General features: G+C 38.4%; 21 protein-coding genes. 4 read left to right on the top strand and 17 right to left on the bottom strand.

The window, feature by feature from the left end:
* Positions 1-28: 28 nt before the first annotated feature.
* From NQ556_RS12595 to dinB, 15 genes are all read right to left on the bottom strand, one after another.
* Complete coding sequence (locus NQ556_RS12595; RefSeq protein WP_204576053.1) at positions 29-1,636, bottom strand: recombinase family protein; 1,608 nt, start codon at positions 1,634-1,636, stop codon at positions 29-31.
* Complete coding sequence (locus tag NQ556_RS12600; protein ID WP_204576055.1) at positions 1,615-3,345, bottom strand: recombinase family protein; 1,731 nt, start codon at positions 3,343-3,345, stop codon at positions 1,615-1,617. The genes NQ556_RS12595 and NQ556_RS12600 overlap by 22 nt, the downstream gene beginning before the upstream one ends.
* Positions 3,345-4,982, bottom strand: coding sequence for a recombinase family protein (locus NQ556_RS12605; RefSeq protein WP_204576056.1), 1,638 nt, complete (start codon positions 4,980-4,982; stop codon positions 3,345-3,347). The genes NQ556_RS12600 and NQ556_RS12605 overlap by 1 nt, the downstream gene beginning before the upstream one ends.
* 146 nt (positions 4,983-5,128) lie before the next feature.
* Complete coding sequence (locus tag NQ556_RS12610) at positions 5,129-5,395, bottom strand: DUF6870 family protein (RefSeq protein WP_118142741.1); 267 nt, start codon at positions 5,393-5,395, stop codon at positions 5,129-5,131.
* A 56-nt stretch (positions 5,396-5,451) separates the two neighbouring features.
* Positions 5,452-5,817: a type II toxin-antitoxin system PemK/MazF family toxin gene (locus NQ556_RS12615; protein ID WP_008707680.1), complete on the bottom strand. Its 366-nt coding sequence runs from the start codon at positions 5,815-5,817 to the stop codon at positions 5,452-5,454.
* 580 nt (positions 5,818-6,397) lie between these two features.
* Positions 6,398-6,871, bottom strand: coding sequence for a sigma factor-like helix-turn-helix DNA-binding protein (locus tag NQ556_RS12620; RefSeq protein WP_204576058.1), 474 nt, complete (start codon positions 6,869-6,871; stop codon positions 6,398-6,400).
* 326 nt (positions 6,872-7,197) lie between these two features.
* On the bottom strand, positions 7,198-7,629 hold the full coding sequence (locus tag NQ556_RS12625) for a hypothetical protein (protein WP_117649045.1): 432 nt from the start codon (positions 7,627-7,629) through the stop codon (positions 7,198-7,200).
* Positions 7,630-7,636: 7 nt separating this feature from the next.
* Positions 7,637-7,849, bottom strand: a complete 213-nt coding sequence (locus NQ556_RS12630; RefSeq protein ID WP_117649047.1) for a sporulation initiation factor Spo0A C-terminal domain-containing protein — start codon at positions 7,847-7,849, stop codon at positions 7,637-7,639.
* 155 nt (positions 7,850-8,004) lie between these two features.
* Complete coding sequence (locus NQ556_RS12635; protein ID WP_044921521.1) at positions 8,005-8,319, bottom strand: helix-turn-helix domain-containing protein; 315 nt, start codon at positions 8,317-8,319, stop codon at positions 8,005-8,007.
* 189 nt (positions 8,320-8,508) lie between these two features.
* A complete protein-coding gene (locus NQ556_RS12640) occupies positions 8,509-9,348 on the bottom strand; it encodes a PD-(D/E)XK nuclease family transposase (RefSeq protein WP_044921519.1) in 840 nt (279 codons plus the stop codon).
* A gap of 103 nt (positions 9,349-9,451) precedes the next feature.
* Positions 9,452-9,823 carry a hypothetical protein gene (locus NQ556_RS12645; protein WP_119221763.1) on the bottom strand — a complete coding sequence of 124 codons (372 nt, stop codon included), beginning with the start codon at positions 9,821-9,823 and terminating at the stop codon, positions 9,452-9,454.
* 9 nt (positions 9,824-9,832) lie between these two features.
* Positions 9,833-10,405, bottom strand: a complete 573-nt coding sequence (locus tag NQ556_RS12650; RefSeq protein ID WP_054335622.1) for an ArpU family phage packaging/lysis transcriptional regulator — start codon at positions 10,403-10,405, stop codon at positions 9,833-9,835.
* Between the two features lie 250 nt (positions 10,406-10,655).
* Positions 10,656-10,895: a hypothetical protein gene (locus NQ556_RS12655; RefSeq protein ID WP_054335621.1), complete on the bottom strand. Its 240-nt coding sequence runs from the start codon at positions 10,893-10,895 to the stop codon at positions 10,656-10,658.
* Between the two features lie 12 nt (positions 10,896-10,907).
* The gene (locus NQ556_RS12660) at positions 10,908-11,120 is read right to left on the bottom strand and encodes a LexA family protein (RefSeq protein ID WP_204576059.1); all 213 of its coding nucleotides are present in this window, start codon (positions 11,118-11,120) and stop codon (positions 10,908-10,910) included.
* Positions 11,121-11,134: 14 nt separating this feature from the next.
* On the bottom strand, positions 11,135-12,382 hold the full coding sequence (dinB, locus tag NQ556_RS12665; protein ID WP_204576066.1) for a DNA polymerase IV: 1,248 nt from the start codon (positions 12,380-12,382) through the stop codon (positions 11,135-11,137).
* 194 nt (positions 12,383-12,576) lie between these two features.
* Between dinB and NQ556_RS12670 the strand changes: the two genes are divergently transcribed.
* A complete protein-coding gene (locus NQ556_RS12670; RefSeq protein WP_008688138.1) occupies positions 12,577-13,308 on the top strand; it encodes a helix-turn-helix domain-containing protein in 732 nt (243 codons plus the stop codon).
* Between the two features lie 56 nt (positions 13,309-13,364).
* Positions 13,365-13,565, top strand: coding sequence for a helix-turn-helix transcriptional regulator (locus NQ556_RS12675; RefSeq protein WP_005344265.1), 201 nt, complete (start codon positions 13,365-13,367; stop codon positions 13,563-13,565).
* Positions 13,566-13,622: 57 nt separating this feature from the next.
* On the opposite strand, the gene NQ556_RS12680 is transcribed toward NQ556_RS12675, so the two are convergent.
* Both NQ556_RS12680 and NQ556_RS12685 read right to left on the bottom strand, forming a co-directional pair.
* Positions 13,623-14,057 carry a flavodoxin family protein gene (locus NQ556_RS12680; RefSeq protein ID WP_204576068.1) on the bottom strand — a complete coding sequence of 145 codons (435 nt, stop codon included), beginning with the start codon at positions 14,055-14,057 and terminating at the stop codon, positions 13,623-13,625.
* Positions 14,054-14,428, bottom strand: a complete 375-nt coding sequence (locus tag NQ556_RS12685; RefSeq protein WP_204576070.1) for an MmcQ/YjbR family DNA-binding protein — start codon at positions 14,426-14,428, stop codon at positions 14,054-14,056. Before NQ556_RS12685 ends, NQ556_RS12680 begins: the two co-directional genes overlap by 4 nt.
* 259 nt (positions 14,429-14,687) lie before the next feature.
* Here NQ556_RS12685 and NQ556_RS12690 point away from each other — a divergent pair, with 259 nt between their 5' ends.
* Positions 14,688-15,011, top strand: a complete 324-nt coding sequence (locus NQ556_RS12690; RefSeq protein ID WP_161286424.1) for a MobC family plasmid mobilization relaxosome protein — start codon at positions 14,688-14,690, stop codon at positions 15,009-15,011.
* Complete coding sequence (locus tag NQ556_RS12695; protein WP_204576072.1) at positions 14,978-16,336, top strand: relaxase/mobilization nuclease domain-containing protein; 1,359 nt, start codon at positions 14,978-14,980, stop codon at positions 16,334-16,336. Before NQ556_RS12690 ends, NQ556_RS12695 begins: the two co-directional genes overlap by 34 nt.
* The last annotated feature ends 263 nt before the right edge of the window (positions 16,337-16,599 follow it).

Raw genomic sequence — 16,599 nt, forward strand, 5'->3', positions numbered from 1 at the left:
AAATTTTTGTAATTTGTCCATCATCACTTCAACTGCAGATTTTCTGCACCTGCTCTACATACTTCACCAGCTCATCAGCAAAATTCCATTCAATTTCTATTCGCTTATCATTATATACCTTGATACCACGAATAAAAGTTACTGCTATCTCTCTGGTTAATTGCTTATTTCCTTCGATCAAGTCTGTCAGGCACTGTCTGCCATCGGGCGGAAGTTCAAATAAACGTTCAGCCGCTTCACTCTGTTCTGTCTCCATTTGCGCTATCGCTAAGGTTTCTTTCTCAATTTGTTTATCCAGCTTGTCATTTTTTCTGGTGAACTCTTCTTCTGAGATTTCTTCCATTGCATATCGCATATATAGTTCAGTCTTCTGGTGCTTGTATCTGCTAATACTGTCTTTGGCATCCCGAATCTTTTTTGCAGCTCCATTCACTTTTGATTTTAATTCTGCTTTCTGTAATTCGAGTACCGGTTCAGCATCATCACTGATCTTTGCAAACAGCTTAATTGCCCTGAAAATCATCTCATTGAACTCGTCATCATATAAATTGTCTGTTACACAATCTTGATTTGCCGCATTAAATTTCCTTGGGCACTTAAAGTGCGGATTGCATCTGGTTACATGCTGTAGATTCTGACCGCATCCCCCACATTTTACCAATCCTTTCAGCGGATAATTATTATTGTGGGTTTTGCTCCTCTTTCTGGAATTTAATTCCAACTTTTCCTGTACAGCATCAAACACCTCTTTAGAAACAATCGCTTCATGCGTACCCTCAACCACAATCCAGTCTTCTTCTTTTGTTTTCAAATGCTTATTACTTCCTACTGAAGCAACTTTCCATTTACCGCCAATCGTAGTTCCCGTATACGTTTCTGTCATCAGTATCAGTCTTACAGTTACCGGATACCAGATATATTTTTCTGTTGTTTTCTTTACACCAGTTTTCAGAACTTCTCTTTTATATTGACCCGGACTCATAATTTTCTGCTCATTCAGATAACGTGCCAGCTGAGTGATATTCATTCCCTCAAGATATTTCTGAAATATCATCCTCACAACAGGTGCCGTTTCCGGATTAATCACGAGACTCGTCACATCTTCATCAGGCTTCAAGTATCCATATGGTGCTCTGGCACCCATATACTTTCCTGCTTTCTGACGCTGTAACAAAGTCTTTTTTACTTTAACGGAAGTATCAATGCTATGATGTTCGTTAATAATATTTCTGAAACCAACATCTATTCCCGGCATACCAGATTCATATTTCATACTATCAACATTATCATTGATTGCTATAAATCTCACATTCAGAAATGGAAAAATCTGCTCCAGATATGTGTCAACCTCTATATGATTCCTGCCGAATCGTGAGAGATCTTTCACTATAATTGTGCTGACTTGTCCGTCCCTTACTAATTCCATCATACTTTGGAATCCTGGGCGTTCGAAATTTGTTCCACTATAGCCATCATCTTTGAATTCTAACACTTCCGCATTTTTGAACTCCTGTTTACTGGCTATGTATTGCCCAATCACAATTCTCTGATTGGTAATACTATTGGATTCATCCAGCATATCCTCATCTTCCAGAGATAATCTTAAATACTTTACTATGCACTTACCATCTGACATCTGATCACCCCCTCCTCTAAAATTTCTGATAACGCCTGTATTTCATCTTGAAATTTAAATTCGATTTCTATACGTTTATCTTCATATAAAGAGATTTTCTTTATATAAGAGCGGACAACATCTTTTGTAAGGAATTCCAAATTCTTTCCTTTACTGAATTCAGCAAGCCACGAGAAGTTCTTTTTACACAATTTCTCTGTAATTTTTCTACTCTTCTCAATTTCTTTCTGTCTTGTAACCAGATCTTTTTCGATCACAGTTATTCTTTCTGTCATACGATTATATGCATCCGTATCAATCTCTCCCGAAACATATTGCTCATATAATTCAAATCGTCTTGCTTCGTTCCTTTTATTGACCTGAACAATCTTACTCTGTTCCCTGTTCAAATATTTTTTGAATGTCTCAAAATATTCATCATTAAAGCGCTTCAGTTGCGTTTTCAATTCACATACTGTTTTTAGCTGCATGATGAGTGCCCGATACACCAGTTCATCAATTACTTCTTCTTTCCAGCGATTGCAGTTATATTTTTCCTTGGAAATTTTTGCATAATTACCACAAATGAAATAATAATTGTAATACAAAACACCATTCTTTTCGCTGTAATAATATCTCCGAACCATATTAGCACCACAGTCACCACAGTATATCAATCCAACATACTTATTATCTTGTTTTCCATGAGTCTGCATATTCGACAGATCTTTTTTGGGCAATGCTTTCTCCTGCTTTAATTTGATTACATTTTGTACTTTTTCAAATAATTCAGCACTCACTATAGCCTTATGGGTATTCACATGTTCAATCCATTCTTCTTTATCCAACATTACATTTTTTTCTTTTGTAAGAAGTGAGGTTCTTGTTTTATGTGAATACGTATTTCCCAAATAGTGCCTATTTTCCGCAATCTGTTTAATTACAGATGATTGCCAATGCATATCTGTTTCGTCAATTCTATCCAAGAATAACTTCCCAGTTCTTGCGTATACCCTTGGCGAAGCCAGCAACATCGTATTAAACTCTCTCGAAATTTTCAAATATGACTGCCCTGCAGCAAGTTTTTCAAATATTTCTACTACATACGGTGCAGTTAAAAGATCGGGAACAGTAGTAGATCTTCCTTTTTCATCTCTAGCTCTCTTATACCCATAAGGAGCATCTCCACCACAATATTCACCTGACTCCATCTTAATTTTCATAGCACTTGTCATCTTTACTGATGCATCTTTTGCATACATATCATTTGCAAGATTTGATATCATGATTCCCAGCATCTGATTGTCGCATTCTGGACTGATACTGTCATAATTATCATTGACTGATATAAAGCGCACCTGCATAAATGGAAATATTTTTTCCAGGTATTTTGATACTTCTTCCAAATCTCGACCAAATCGTGATAAATCCTTTACTATGACCGTATTTATTTCTTTTGATTTGATGTCACCAAGCATTCTCACAAAATCATCTCGATCAAATTTTGTACCTGATATACCGTCATCCTTATAAAACTTTACAACTTCAATATCCGGATGAGATTCTGCGTAAGAAAGAGCGATTAGTTTCTGTGTCTCCAGCGATTCTCTCTTCTCACCGTTGATATCTACTGATATTCTGGTATAAATACCGGCTTTCCAGATTTTCTGCGGTGATGCCTGTACGATTGCTTCAGCCTGTTTCATCTGGCGATTTCTTGTTCTTGCCATTATACAGCCACCTCCTGTTTTGTTTTTCCAATCTGTTCTGCCAGTCTTGCAGCTGTTACCAGCTCGTCTTGGAATCGGTAAACAATTTCTATTTTTTTCCCTTCAAATACATTTATTTTTTCCACATACTGAAGAAGCATATCCCTGTCAAGATCTCCCAGCGACGGTTTCTCAAGAAATGTGTTCACCCATTCTTCGCACAGCAGTTTATTTTCAAGGAGATCTTCCATATACTCTTCCTGCTTTTCAATATTGCTTTCCAGACTTTTAATTTCTGTCTGATACTGCTCTCTAAGTAAAGTATAATCATCCTTGGAAATAACTCCTGATGCAAGATTTCCTGATAATGAATGTAACAACTTATAATATTTATTGACTTTGTTTCGCAACTCAAGTATCAGGTCATCATGCTGTATCAATGTCTGTGTATCCAAAGAGTTCTCTTTCAAATACTCTACTGCACTTCGTATGGCATCCGTCATCTTACTGTACATCTTCAAAGAATCCATCACCAGCTGAATCAGCACATCTTCTCTGATGCTATGCCTGGAGCATTGATCCTTCTTTTTATTGTAAGAAGAACAGATATAAAAAACTGTCTTTTCTCCTTTATAACTGTTAGTTCGGCGGATCAGGTTACTTCCACAGTCTCCACAGGATAATAACCCACCAAACAAGTAAAGTCTGTTTTCTCCGGGTGCTATCCTGGTATCCTTTGCAAGTAACATCTGAACTGTTTCATATTCTTCTTTTGTAACGATACCTTCATGATGATTTTCAAAAATTACCCATTCTTCCTTTGGCAATGCCCTCTGTACCTTAACTTTATAGTTAATTCTTTGGGATTTCCCCTGTTGAAGCACTCCGTAGTAGATTGGATTCTTTAAAATACGGATAATTGCTACTGCTGACCACCTGGATGTCAGATGTGTCTGAAATGACGATTTGAAGTTTACTCCGGTCGCACGTTTGTAATCAGCCGGTGCAAGAACTCCCAGTTCATTCAGTTTATCTGCAATCAGTTGATTGCTCATGCCCTCCATCTTCCAGTTAAAAATATCTCTTACATACTTTGCAGCACCCGGATCAATTTCTATCTGACTTTTATCAGTATTACATTTTCTATACCCATATGACACATAATTTCCCACATATTCTCCAATATTTCTTTTTGCACTCAAGTGGCTCCTTACTTTTTGAGAATTCTGTCTGCAATACGTGTCATTGACAAATGATTTTACCGGTAACACAAGATGTGTATCTGTAATATTTGCTGTTTCAGAATCATAATTATCGTTGATTGCTATAAAGCGTACCCCCAGTTGTGGGAACACTTTTTGAATATACCGATCTACATCTATATGCTCTCTACCGAATCGAGACAAGTCTTTTACAATGATACAGTTGATTTCCTTATTTTCAATTGCTTTGAGCATTGCCTGAAAACCAGGTCGATTAAAATCTGTACCTGAAAAACCATCATCTTTAAATGTCTCAACAATAGTAATATCAGACGTCGATTTCATATAGCTATCAATCAAAATTGACTGATTTACAATAGATTCACTTTCAGCCTTATCTCCGTCCTCAATACTGAGACGAAGGTACTTGGCTGCTATCCAGATATTTTTTTGCATAAAAAACACTCCTATCCAAAGATTCTGCCAAAACAGAACCCTTAAATAGAAGTGCTCTATTCAAATTTAGTCCTGTTAGCATTATAGCACACTTCGTCTTCTGTGTGAATATGAAATTTTGTTGTTCCAGTTATTTCTTTATGCCCTTATGCCAATCCAGCTTTCTTTGCTACAAGCTGTTTTGTACAGTCTATATAGGAAAGGGAAGCCGCTGCATTAAAAACACTTTTTACAACATAGCCCATATCTTCATATACATACGGGTTATCAGAGTGATTAAGCAGCACTTCCATCTTATTGCTTTTCCGGCTATCCAGCTCTGAAATCAAATCCTTGTACTTTGGCAAACTATCTCGGTCAATCTCTTTGATATCAACCGTTTTCAATGCTTCTAATCTTTCAACTGCTGTCATAGACATCGCCTCCTTTTCCTATAGTTACCATTATCGAAAATAAATATTCGTAACAGCTATGTAGTCTTCTCTTCCATTCCCATCTGAATCTGTACTGCTTTCAGTACCCGATCCAGGCTCCACTTGTTCACTCTTCCGCATTTCTCAATAATACATTTCGTAGAAATGCTCATAACCTGTTCAGCCAGTGCCAGGCTTCCTTTTCGGATTCCCGTCATATCATATTTACTGATAAATACATGTGTTGGCAAATACCGTTTCTTATATATTCTTGATGTCAGCGGAACTACCGTTATGACTGAACTGTATGTATTGGCTTTATTATTGCTCACTACGATCACCGGTCTTACACCACCCTGAACAGATGTTGTAGGAAACATACCGAGATCTGCCCATAAAATATCTCCTCTGCGGATTGTCATTTGTCCTCTCTCCAATCTATTATTTTTATTTGTAAAGCATCCATAGCGCTATATTGGCTCCACAGGAATACGGCAGAGTTTCTTTCCCATAAGGAAAGCTCTGCCGCATAACCTCTATAGCCAATTTGATTATTAAACAGTGCTCGCTCGATTCTATTTATCCTCGATACCCCGAATCGTTACTCCTGCATATGCAGGAAGGGAATAATAACCTGCCCGAATGCATACTCCGGACCACAACCCAAAAACTCTCGTTTCCAGGCTCCAGCAGTTCATAGGTTTACCAGTTACAGACTTCTCAGGATCTGCAAGTGTATCGCATCTCATACATATCATCGCATCACCAGCCTGCCAGCTGGCTTCGGTCAGTGCTTTTTCGCAGCATTACAGACTGAACTAAAAATCTTGGTTTTGTCTTATAATCCTATAGCGGCATCTTCCTCGTGCTCTCTGCATGAAATGTCACGTCAGTTATTATTGGATATTCAGTTATCATGGTTCATTTTAGGAAGTCCTTTAACTTCCTCTAATTACTAAAGTCAAATGACTTTGGCAGATGCAAAAGATTTTGAAAAATTTTTTAAAAAAATTTATTCATATACATTTTACGCATCTTATTAAGAGTGGATTTCAGCTTGTATGACAGCATCTGTCTGGAAATCCCCATAATCTTCGCCATCTGTGTCTGTGTCTTGTTTTCAAAGAAAATGCCATAAATAATCATGCGTTCCTCTGAGTTCAGCTGATTGATCACTTTGTGAATATCCTGCTGTTCCATTTTTGTCAGTACACAGTGCTCCACATCGCAGTTCAGATCTGGAAAATCCTCAATCATGAAGCCTTCTCCATCAATGGACTGACCACTGTAAGGTACTTCTCTCAGCATCTTATCCACAACCTCACCCAGTTCGTTCTTAATCTCAACTTTTTTTGCCTTGCTGCTTCTATAAAAATTATTCATCGCATACGCAACTTCTTTTGTAATCTCGATCATTTCTCCATCAATATTTGCGTAATACTTTCCTTCATAAAAATATGGATGTTCAATATACATATCCGTTCCTCCTGAATTTGAAATCTTGTTGCTCGTTTCAAATCCAGAAGGCGGACCTCTGTTTAGGATCATGCCTGCTCCGCCTTTATCCTGCCGGGATACGCCCGCAGTTATTGACTGAGAAATTCAGGCACGAAAAAAAGCCCCAGTAGTTTTTTCTTAACTACTGAGGCTTTCGTCTCTTTATTGTATTCAGTTATCTATGCCTTCTTTCATCAGCATAATCATTGTATCAGGATAAAGTTCACAAAGTATCCGCAATATGTTCCCATAAGTTCATATCATTATTGGAATCGTACATATTTCAGTATAAAAAGTTCACCGTGTTATTCTTCTACTTCTTTTCCATCTATATATAGTTGAAATTTATCAGGATTATTGACTACATCATAGTCCTTTCCGTATTCTACAGGTCTATATTCGGCTGTCATTACCGATTCCCCATCTTCAATATCCTCTTTCCATAAATAGATGTTCATATCAAGGCTCGTCGCATATCCCCTGTCTGTGGAGAATTTTGTCGAATAAAAAGAATCATCCTTGTACATCTGCAAAAGTTCTCTTGCAAACGCTTCTCTATCCTCAATATTTTCCCGGTTAGCGATTACGGTTAGATTTTCATCCCGATTTACGGAAAATGTTCCTACCACATCCGGTTCACCTTCCTTATGACTTGATTCAGGTTTCCCATAAATACTTCCTGCAGCAATTATCAAGATGACTGCTCCTGAGATCACTGCAATTGTCTTTTTCTTCATATTTTCATTAATTTCCTTTTAATTGTTTTACTGCGTAATTGATTACTTCTTCCGGTGTAGGTCTGTCTCCTTTAAGATTTACCTTCTTCCATTCTGCCTGTACAGCCGGATCTGGATCATCAAATCCAGCATCAATCGCTATCTGCATTTCCCGACGCACCTCTTCTGGTGTCGTATTGTACTTTTCAGCAATTTTCTCATAAATAGTTTTTTCTCTCATTTACCCGCCCTCCGGTTTCAAAGAATTATTTATAGTTCTTTAGAACTACTATATCATGATTCTCACTATGAAAAAAGATATTTTCACAAACGAATCCATAAAAAAGAATAAAAAAAAGAAGAGCTTAATGCTCTTCGATTTCAATGCCTATTTCATTAGTCTACCAAAGCTCTGACCGCATTTAAAATTCTTTTCTGCTCGTCCTTTGGCAATTTTTCTATCATATCAGATAATTCATTAGTAACACCTGTCACAGAATGTGTCACAACATCTATCAGTAGCGCATCAGCCGATACATCAAGTGCATTGGCAATTGCTACAAAGGTATCCAACTTTGTTACTTTCAGTCCTCTTTCTATCACACTGACATGTGTTGTACTTAAATTTACCAGCGCCGCCAGTTCTTCCTGTGTAAGATTTTTTGCTTCTCTTGCTGCTTTGATTCGCTGACCAACCGCTTTTAAATCCATCGTAGCACCTCCTTCAGAACGATAATTCGGTCTAAAATTAGTATACTGATGGATAATTGAAAGATACAGAATCCGCAAATCAAGTTATAGTTCTATAGAACTAGTTTTCGTTTTTTTTACATGCAACACACAAAAAAGCCACCAGAAGAATTAGTATCCCCTGGTAGCTCTATTAAAATTTATCATTTGTTAATGTGCAACACTCATGCTCTCATCAATCCATTTCTGCACCATTTGAACACTCACATTAAGATAGTGGGCTATTTTATCAACTTTCATTCCATCCGCAGCCATGGATAATGCTGAGGCTTTTGCTTTTTTCAGCTCACCACTTTCAATACCTTCACTATAAATCTGTTCCATCTCACGGCACATGAATTCCACCCCTTTCTGTGTTTCCTTCAATTCGTATACTCTGTCAGCAAGTATCTTACTGTGCATATCTTCTGCATTCTTACAGTGAAGATCATGCATCAGTCTGCCTAATTCTGTATCTTCTTGTTTCTTAGAATTTACATAGATAATATGAGCTTCATCCTTAAAATTCTCACTGACTTCTTCGATTTTCCTGTCTATATGATAAATCGGAAGTCCGTATCCAAGTGCATCGTCTCTGGTGATAAAAATCACGTAGCTTTCCGGAAGGTCATCAAAATCCTGCCCTGGATTTAATGTGTTCATATCCATCAGACCACTATGATACCTTGCTCTTTTTGGAGATGCCCCTTCGTTGTCCTGTTGAATTTCTACATCCATCTGCTTGCCTTCAGAATCTCTGGCAACACAGTCCAGAATAGCTGAACGCCCCTGCAAATTCTTATAGTCTTTCTGCAAAACTTGATCAATCACTTTCAGATCCTTTTTATTCATAATTACCTGCAGAACATATTCTGTACATTCCCGTTTCTTGAATACATTCCGCATAAACACATCGCTCATGATGGTAAGGTCTTTTAAGATACCCTTGTATCTTTCGTAACGTGTTTCCAACTCTTCTGTTTTCACGATTTCTTCTTTCGCCACGTCCATTCTCGCCTCCATTCTTTGCTATGTCAGGATAGGTTCCTAAATGTCTCCTATCCCAATTTCATCTTAACATCAAAATCAGCTTTTCACAAGCCACTATTTTATCCTACACCACTTGAAAACAATAATTTCCAATCAGCTTCGTCCAACTACTATATTTATTCTTTTCACACACCTTTCGGCAAATTTCATTTTCCATCAGTACACAGAACATCTTATCATAATCAAATGCCCAAACCGCACCATTCACATGGTTTTCCACTGCTTTCTGATCTATGCTTTTCAAGCGTGTGACCATTTTTTCTATTTCTCCATTTCTCAAGTTACCGATATTTTTGCAGATAAACCGAAAGAAATTCAACGTTGCATATTCGTCATGCCAATGGAATTCTTCTGGATTGTTTTTAATTTTACTGGCTCGCTGCTGTTCTTTGATTATCTGATCAGCTACACCTTTCATCGAATTTTCGTATCTCATATTATTCACCTACTCTTCCTCTACGCCCAGTGACGGTTTAAATCTTTTATCCTTTGCCTGCGGTACCACGATCTCATAAAAATAGAACCCTAAATATCCAAGTGCCTGCTTCTTCATTTTATAAAAAGAGGTCCTGCCTACTCCTAACTCCTGCTGTACTTCCACATCTGTCTTATTATAATGACTGCAAAAACAGGAATGAAGAATCTCACTGAGCATCACACCATTCGGTGCATAGAACTTCACCAGTGTCATTCCACGATAAATCATGTCTGACAAGCCGTAAATGATCATCAGATTATTCATTTCCCGGTGCATCTTTGGCACATTCAGCTGATTGTTATAAATGCTCAGATAACTCAACGCATATGCCATATCTTCATTGATCTTCTCCTGGCACTCCATATCCAGCTCTTCTAACACAATCTGATTTTCCAAAATCAATTTCTGATAGCTTGTCATCAGTTCTTTGATATCCGTATAATGTCTCTCCATCGTTACTTCCAGATAATCCTGCGCATGGCTTGCCATCTGGAAGGTAATCTCTTTCATTGATTTAATTGCATAATCTCTGTCTGTCATCAGTTTCAAAATCTCCTTATCATCATCACACTAACTGGCGGTCTTTCAGACCAGTTCGCTTTCCCCATGATTTTGATGGGAAGCAATTACTTACTACAATTTGCAGAAGCGGATATCCAAAAGGCATTGTGGGAGCTGCCTTTGCTGACCGGAATCCATCTTCTTATGTAAAACCTGCAGGAATATAAAGGGAAAGTGACTATCCCTGCCGGTTAATAATCCAAATAATATCGTCTATATCAATCTCTCCTTATGCTGTTTTTCTCTCCATAAACCATTTATCCACTTCATAAAACAAATGGCTTTCCTGCCCCTGTATCATACAGGTGTACATCATTCCTACACCGCCTGCCTTTCTGCTGGCACATCGCTCGATTTTCAAAATTCTGTCAATGTTATATTTTCTTCCATCTTCCCAGGTGAAAAATATAGGAACCAGTTTTCCGTCTTTCCGAAACTCTGCCACTACATCTACATATACTTTATTCATACCGGCACCTCACTATAAGATCTCTATTGCTCTTGGCGATGCCGGGATTCTGCGGATATATCCATTTAACTCCAACTGCTTGATTCTGGAAAATGCTGATGATGTTGATTTCACCCCGATCAATTTTCCAAATTCCCGTACTGTCGGCGGATATCCATGCTCCTTCGTATAATCCAAAATACACTGATAACTTTCTTTCTGTTTTCTGGTTAATGTTTTTTTCAAATCTATCCCTCCAATTACCCATGAAAATAACTGTGTGGATGGATCGTGTGCGTACCAGCGTCTAAGTGGGATAAGACTTTATCCTGATACATTACCGCTCGCTGTATACTGAAATATCCAAACCGTCGTCTGATTTCATCTACAGTACGATCCAGCTTCTCTAACTTTTCCTTTTTCTCCTGATTTCCAAATAAATCCAACTGCACAGGAATATCATCTAACACAAGATCCGCAGCTCGGATCCCCAGGCTTCTAATGGGATGTTCCCATTTGTAATTATCTTTAAATAGCTGAAATGCTGCGCTTACAATCTCATCTGTAATATTCGTTGGCTGTCGTAAATGTATCTGTCTGGAAAAACTATACAATCCATTATCTCGAACTGTAATTTCTACTGTTTTGCATTTAAATCCATGTTTCCTCAATCGTGCAGCTACACTTTCAGCCAATGCTATTTGAATGATCCAGACATCCAAATCATTTTCCAGATCTCTCGGTGTTGTAGTGCTATTACCTATCGACTTTACTGGTGCTTCATATCCTTCCTTGCAAACCGGATCTTCATCCCAGCCATTTGCGAAAGCCCATAATACATTTCCTATTTTTCCAAAATGACTCTCTAACAACTTTTCGTCTGATTCCGCAAGTTGCCCAATTGTCCGGATTCCAAGTTTTTGCAATTTCTTATTTGTCTGTCTTCCGACATAAAGCAAATCTGTCGCTGGAAGCTGCCATATCCTGTCTTTATAATTTTCTCGATTAAACTCTGTGATTGCATCCGGCTTTTTATAATCTGAACCAAGTTTCGCATAAATCTTATTCCAGGAAATTCCAATACTTACCGTTACACCCAGTTCGTATTTAATCCGATGGCTGATTTCTCTTGCAATCGTCATTCCGCTTCCTTTCAGATTTCTGCTGTCCGATACATCCAGCCAGGCTTCATCAATTCCATATGGCTCAATCTTGTCCGTATACTCCGAATAGATTTCTCTTGCCATCTGTGAAAATCTCAAATACAAATCCATCCGTGGTGGTACAAATATGATTTCCGGACAAATCTGTTTTGCCTGCCATAATGCCATTCCGGTCTTTACACCTTTTTGCTTTGCAATATAATTTGCTGTCAGCACAATCCCATGCCGGGCTTCCGGATCGCCACCTACTGCCAGAGGCATTCCAGCAAATTCCGGATGATGTAGCATTTCTACACTGGCATAAAAACAGTTCATATCACTATGCAGGATCACACGCTCACTCAAACTTTTCACCTCCCAGCTGTTTCCTTCAATATGATGTCTTATCAATTTCTGTATGTTTAGTATATATCGACATTCCGGAGATAGTCAAGTAACATCTTGGTTGTATTTTCTCCATTTTGGAGATTATTGTTGATTTTATTTCTAACATACGGTATAATGCATATAGAAAATTCAAATAGAAATGAGGCGAACAAATGCGTGATTTCGGGGAAATATTAGCAGAAAATAGAAAAAAGAAAGGATACTCTCAATCAGATCTGGTAGACCTGCTTTCTCAGGAAGGTATTCAGGTCACTACAAAAGCAATCTCCAAATGGGAGACCAATGCACGAGAACCAGCTTTACATGTTTTCCTGACACTTTGCCAGTTACTTGATATCGAAGATATATATGAATCTTTCTTTGGAGAAAATCCATATAACATTATGAGTGGATTGAATGAAGAAGGCAGAAATAAATTGATTGAATTTGCTGATATTTTGAAAGCTTCTAAAAAGTTTTCTCCACTGTCTGCAAAGATTATCCCATTCCATCATCCTGTAGAAATTACCTGGGAACCAGTTTCTGCTGGTACTGGAAATTACCTGGAAGATTCTGTAAAAGAAACTTATGACGTAGGACACCTTGCTCCTGAGCAGACTGACTTTGGTGTACGGATCTCCGGTGACAGTATGGAACCACTTTATCATACAGGCGATGTCGCATGGATTCAGAAAAAAGATTCTCTTGCTAATGGTGAAATTGGAATCTTCTATCTCAACGGTAATACTTACATCAAGGAATTACACGATGAGCCAGATGGTGTTTATCTGATCTCGTTAAATCAAAAATATCGTCCTATCCAAGTTTTGGAATCTGACTCTTTTAAGATTTTTGGAAAAGTAATCGGAAAATGCAAAGGTGCAGAAATTCCGGGATTTCATTAGATTTCAACAGCAGATTCATGATCCTGCTGATAACAATAAGCAAAGGAAGTGATTGAATGGCAATCAATAATACACTAAAAGATATTCGTGAAGAACGTAATCTCATTCAAGCAGATTTGGCTGAAGCCATAGGTTCCTGCAGCCAGACTATAGGCCGCATCGAACGTGGAGAACGTAATCCCTCTCTTGAGATTGCAATCCGGCTGGCACATTACCTGAAAGTGCCTGTAGAAGATATTTTTCAAGTTGAAGACTGAAGCACAACAGCCAGAAAACCGAGGAGTAAAATCCCCGGTTTTCCTTTTGCTCAAAAATTAGTGTAATCCTTTTACGAAGTCCACTGCGTTTTTCATATCTTCTTCATTCGGATGGCCTTTAGCAATACCTCCAACCAGTTTAAATGGTCCGAATGTGTCATACCCTTTACAGCCAAATTTTCCAACCACACTGGCATGTTTTTTATCCAAAATCCGCTCTATGGATTTATAATTCGCACTTCCACCATAAGTACAGATCAGAAATATCTTTTTGTCGTCCGGTAGATTCTTCTCTGCAAATTCCAATATCGACTGATGAAACTTTGAAAAATAGATTCCTGATGCAAATCCAATCATATCATAACTGTTCAAATCTGCATCTGGCTGTTTTACAGCATCAATCAAATCAACCTGACACTCTGCTGCTATGCCCTTTACTAATTTTTCTGTATTTCCATGATGCACAGATGCATATACGATTGCTTTTCTCATTTGTTTTCCTTTCTGCCTGCTCCATCAATCAGGTCATAACTCATATCCAAAAAGTCCAATGTCTTTGCTTCACTGACCGAACCATCCAGTAAAATCGTGATCCAGTGCTGCTTATTCAAATGGTATCCAGGTAAAAATCCATACGTCTGAATAATCATATTCGTCATGTCCGGATCACACTTTACGTCCATGATATCAACCGGCTCTTTTCCTTCTAATCCCAGTTTCGATTTTTCAACCGTCATGATTACTGCATACCATTTTCCATTTTTATGTCTGAGTACTGCACTGTCCGGTAGTTTACTCCATAAATATTCCGGAACTGTGCTATATTGTTTCTGCACATATTCGAAAATTTCTTCTTTCTTCACAATCTATTCAACTCCTGATTCTTCTGATTCTTCTGATATCCTGCCCATAATCATACCACATTTTCGTATCCCGTACTACCTGCCAAATTCTTTTGCATTTTCCCGGTTCTCCTGACTTTAACTAATAGAGGGGTAAAACAGCAAGGACAGGAAGTGAGGATACACTTCCGGAAAATCCCAATTTAGGGTACCCTGCCCTAAATTGAAAAAGCGCTGAAAGCAACGATACTACTGCCCTCGCAGAAAGGAGAACACGCCAATGGCTGAAAGAAAGCGAAACAAAGAAATCCATTTTTATGTCACCGAAGAAGAACGGAAGCTTATCCGCAGAAAGATGATAGAATCAAAGACCAAAAACATGGGAGCTTATCTGCGTAAAATGGCAATCGACGGTTACATCGTCAACACCGATACCACTCCGCTGAAGAAACAGTATGAGGAAATGCACAAGATTGGCGTAAATATCAACCAGATTGCGAAGAAGGTGAATACCACCGGAGATCTGTATCCGGAAGAAATGCAAGAACTGAAAGAGATGGTGAAAGAACTATGGCGTATATTAAGATCTTCCCCATTAAAGTAACAGACAAGAAAGCTCTGGACTATATCACGAATCCAGATAAAACTGATGAAAAACTGCTTGTTTCCAGTTTTGGCTGTTCTCCTGAAACAGCTGATTTGGAATTTGCCATGACAAGAGAACATGCAAAAAAGAACGGAATGGATAAAGGCGATAACCTGGCATTTCATCTGATCCAGTCTTTTAAGCCTGGTGAAACAGATGCAGAAACCGCCCATCGCTTAGGACAACAGTTTGCAGATGAAGTACTGAAAGGAAAATATGAATACGTGATCAGCACTCATGTTGACAAAAACCATATCCATAACCACATCATCTTTAATGCAGCAAGTTTTGTTGATCATCATAAGTATGTTTCCAATAAGCGGAGCTACCATAAAATCTGCCGGATCAGTAATCGCATTTGCCATGAAAATGGACTTGCCACCAGTATGCCAACCGGAGAAAAAGGTAAAAGCTATAAAGAGAACATGGAATATCATCGTGGCACCAGTTGGAAAGCAAAACTACGTGTTGCAGTTGATAAGGCAATCTGGACTTCCATCAACTATGAGGAATTTTTACAAAAAATGCAGTTAGCCGGATATGAAGTCCGCCAAGGAAAACACCTGTCCTTCCGTGCACCGGAGCAAAAGAATTTCACTTATATGAAATCTCTCGGAAGCTATTATTCAGAAGAAAATGTCCGCATACGTCTGGCTAAAAATCGTAGCAAAGCGAAAGTTCCAAAGCATCTGTCCAGAGAAGCTCGCCTGTATATCAATATTTCCACTTATGTTACGACCGGCAATCGAGAGGGATTTGAACGCTGGGCAAAACTCAATAATCTGAAAGAAGCGGCTCGTACCTTCAACTATCTTTCTGAAAATAATCTGCTAAATTATGAAGATTTCCAACAGCATGTTTCTGACATTGAAGCTTCTGTTAAAGCTGCCGATCAAAGAATAGCGCAAATCAACAATGAACTTAGCACACAGAAAGTCATTCAGAAACACTGTGATTCTTACCGTCTCTGCCGAAAAGTGATTGAAGATTGCAAATCTGCTAAAAATCCAAAAGCATACCGGACCAAACATCAGGCAGAATACCAGCTCCACGATTCACTAAAAAAAGAGCTTCAGGATCTCGGTGTTACCCAAATCCCAAGCTCTAATAAAATTCAAAAGCGGATTGAAAATCTTGAATCTGAACAGACTGCTACACTCCGGGAAAAACAAGAATTACAGAAAAAGCTGAAAACTCTGGAAATCATTCAGCAGAATTTCACAGCACTGCTCAATGCTCCGGAGATACAAATTCCTGTATCAGAGAAAGAGCCAACTCTTTAAAAAGAAGAGGTACCTATGTAACGGTGCCTCTTCCCTTTCCATCTAATCTGTTTTATTGTGGTAAAAACATCTAAAAATACCAAACACGTCTATAAAATTAATTTCGCCACCGCAGTAAACATATGCAGGGCATATCTCAAACACGGCGGTGATGAAACAGAGACCATGCTTCTCATACAAAAGTATCTGACACCTGTCAGGTACAATCGAAAATATCCTATCCACCTCAGTCCAAAGAGAAATAGGGATTTCATGTATCGGGT

Origin of the sequence: Coprococcus comes ATCC 27758 (assembly GCF_025149785.1) — a bacterium.
Lineage (GTDB): Bacteria > Bacillota > Clostridia > Lachnospirales > Lachnospiraceae > Allocoprococcus > Allocoprococcus comes.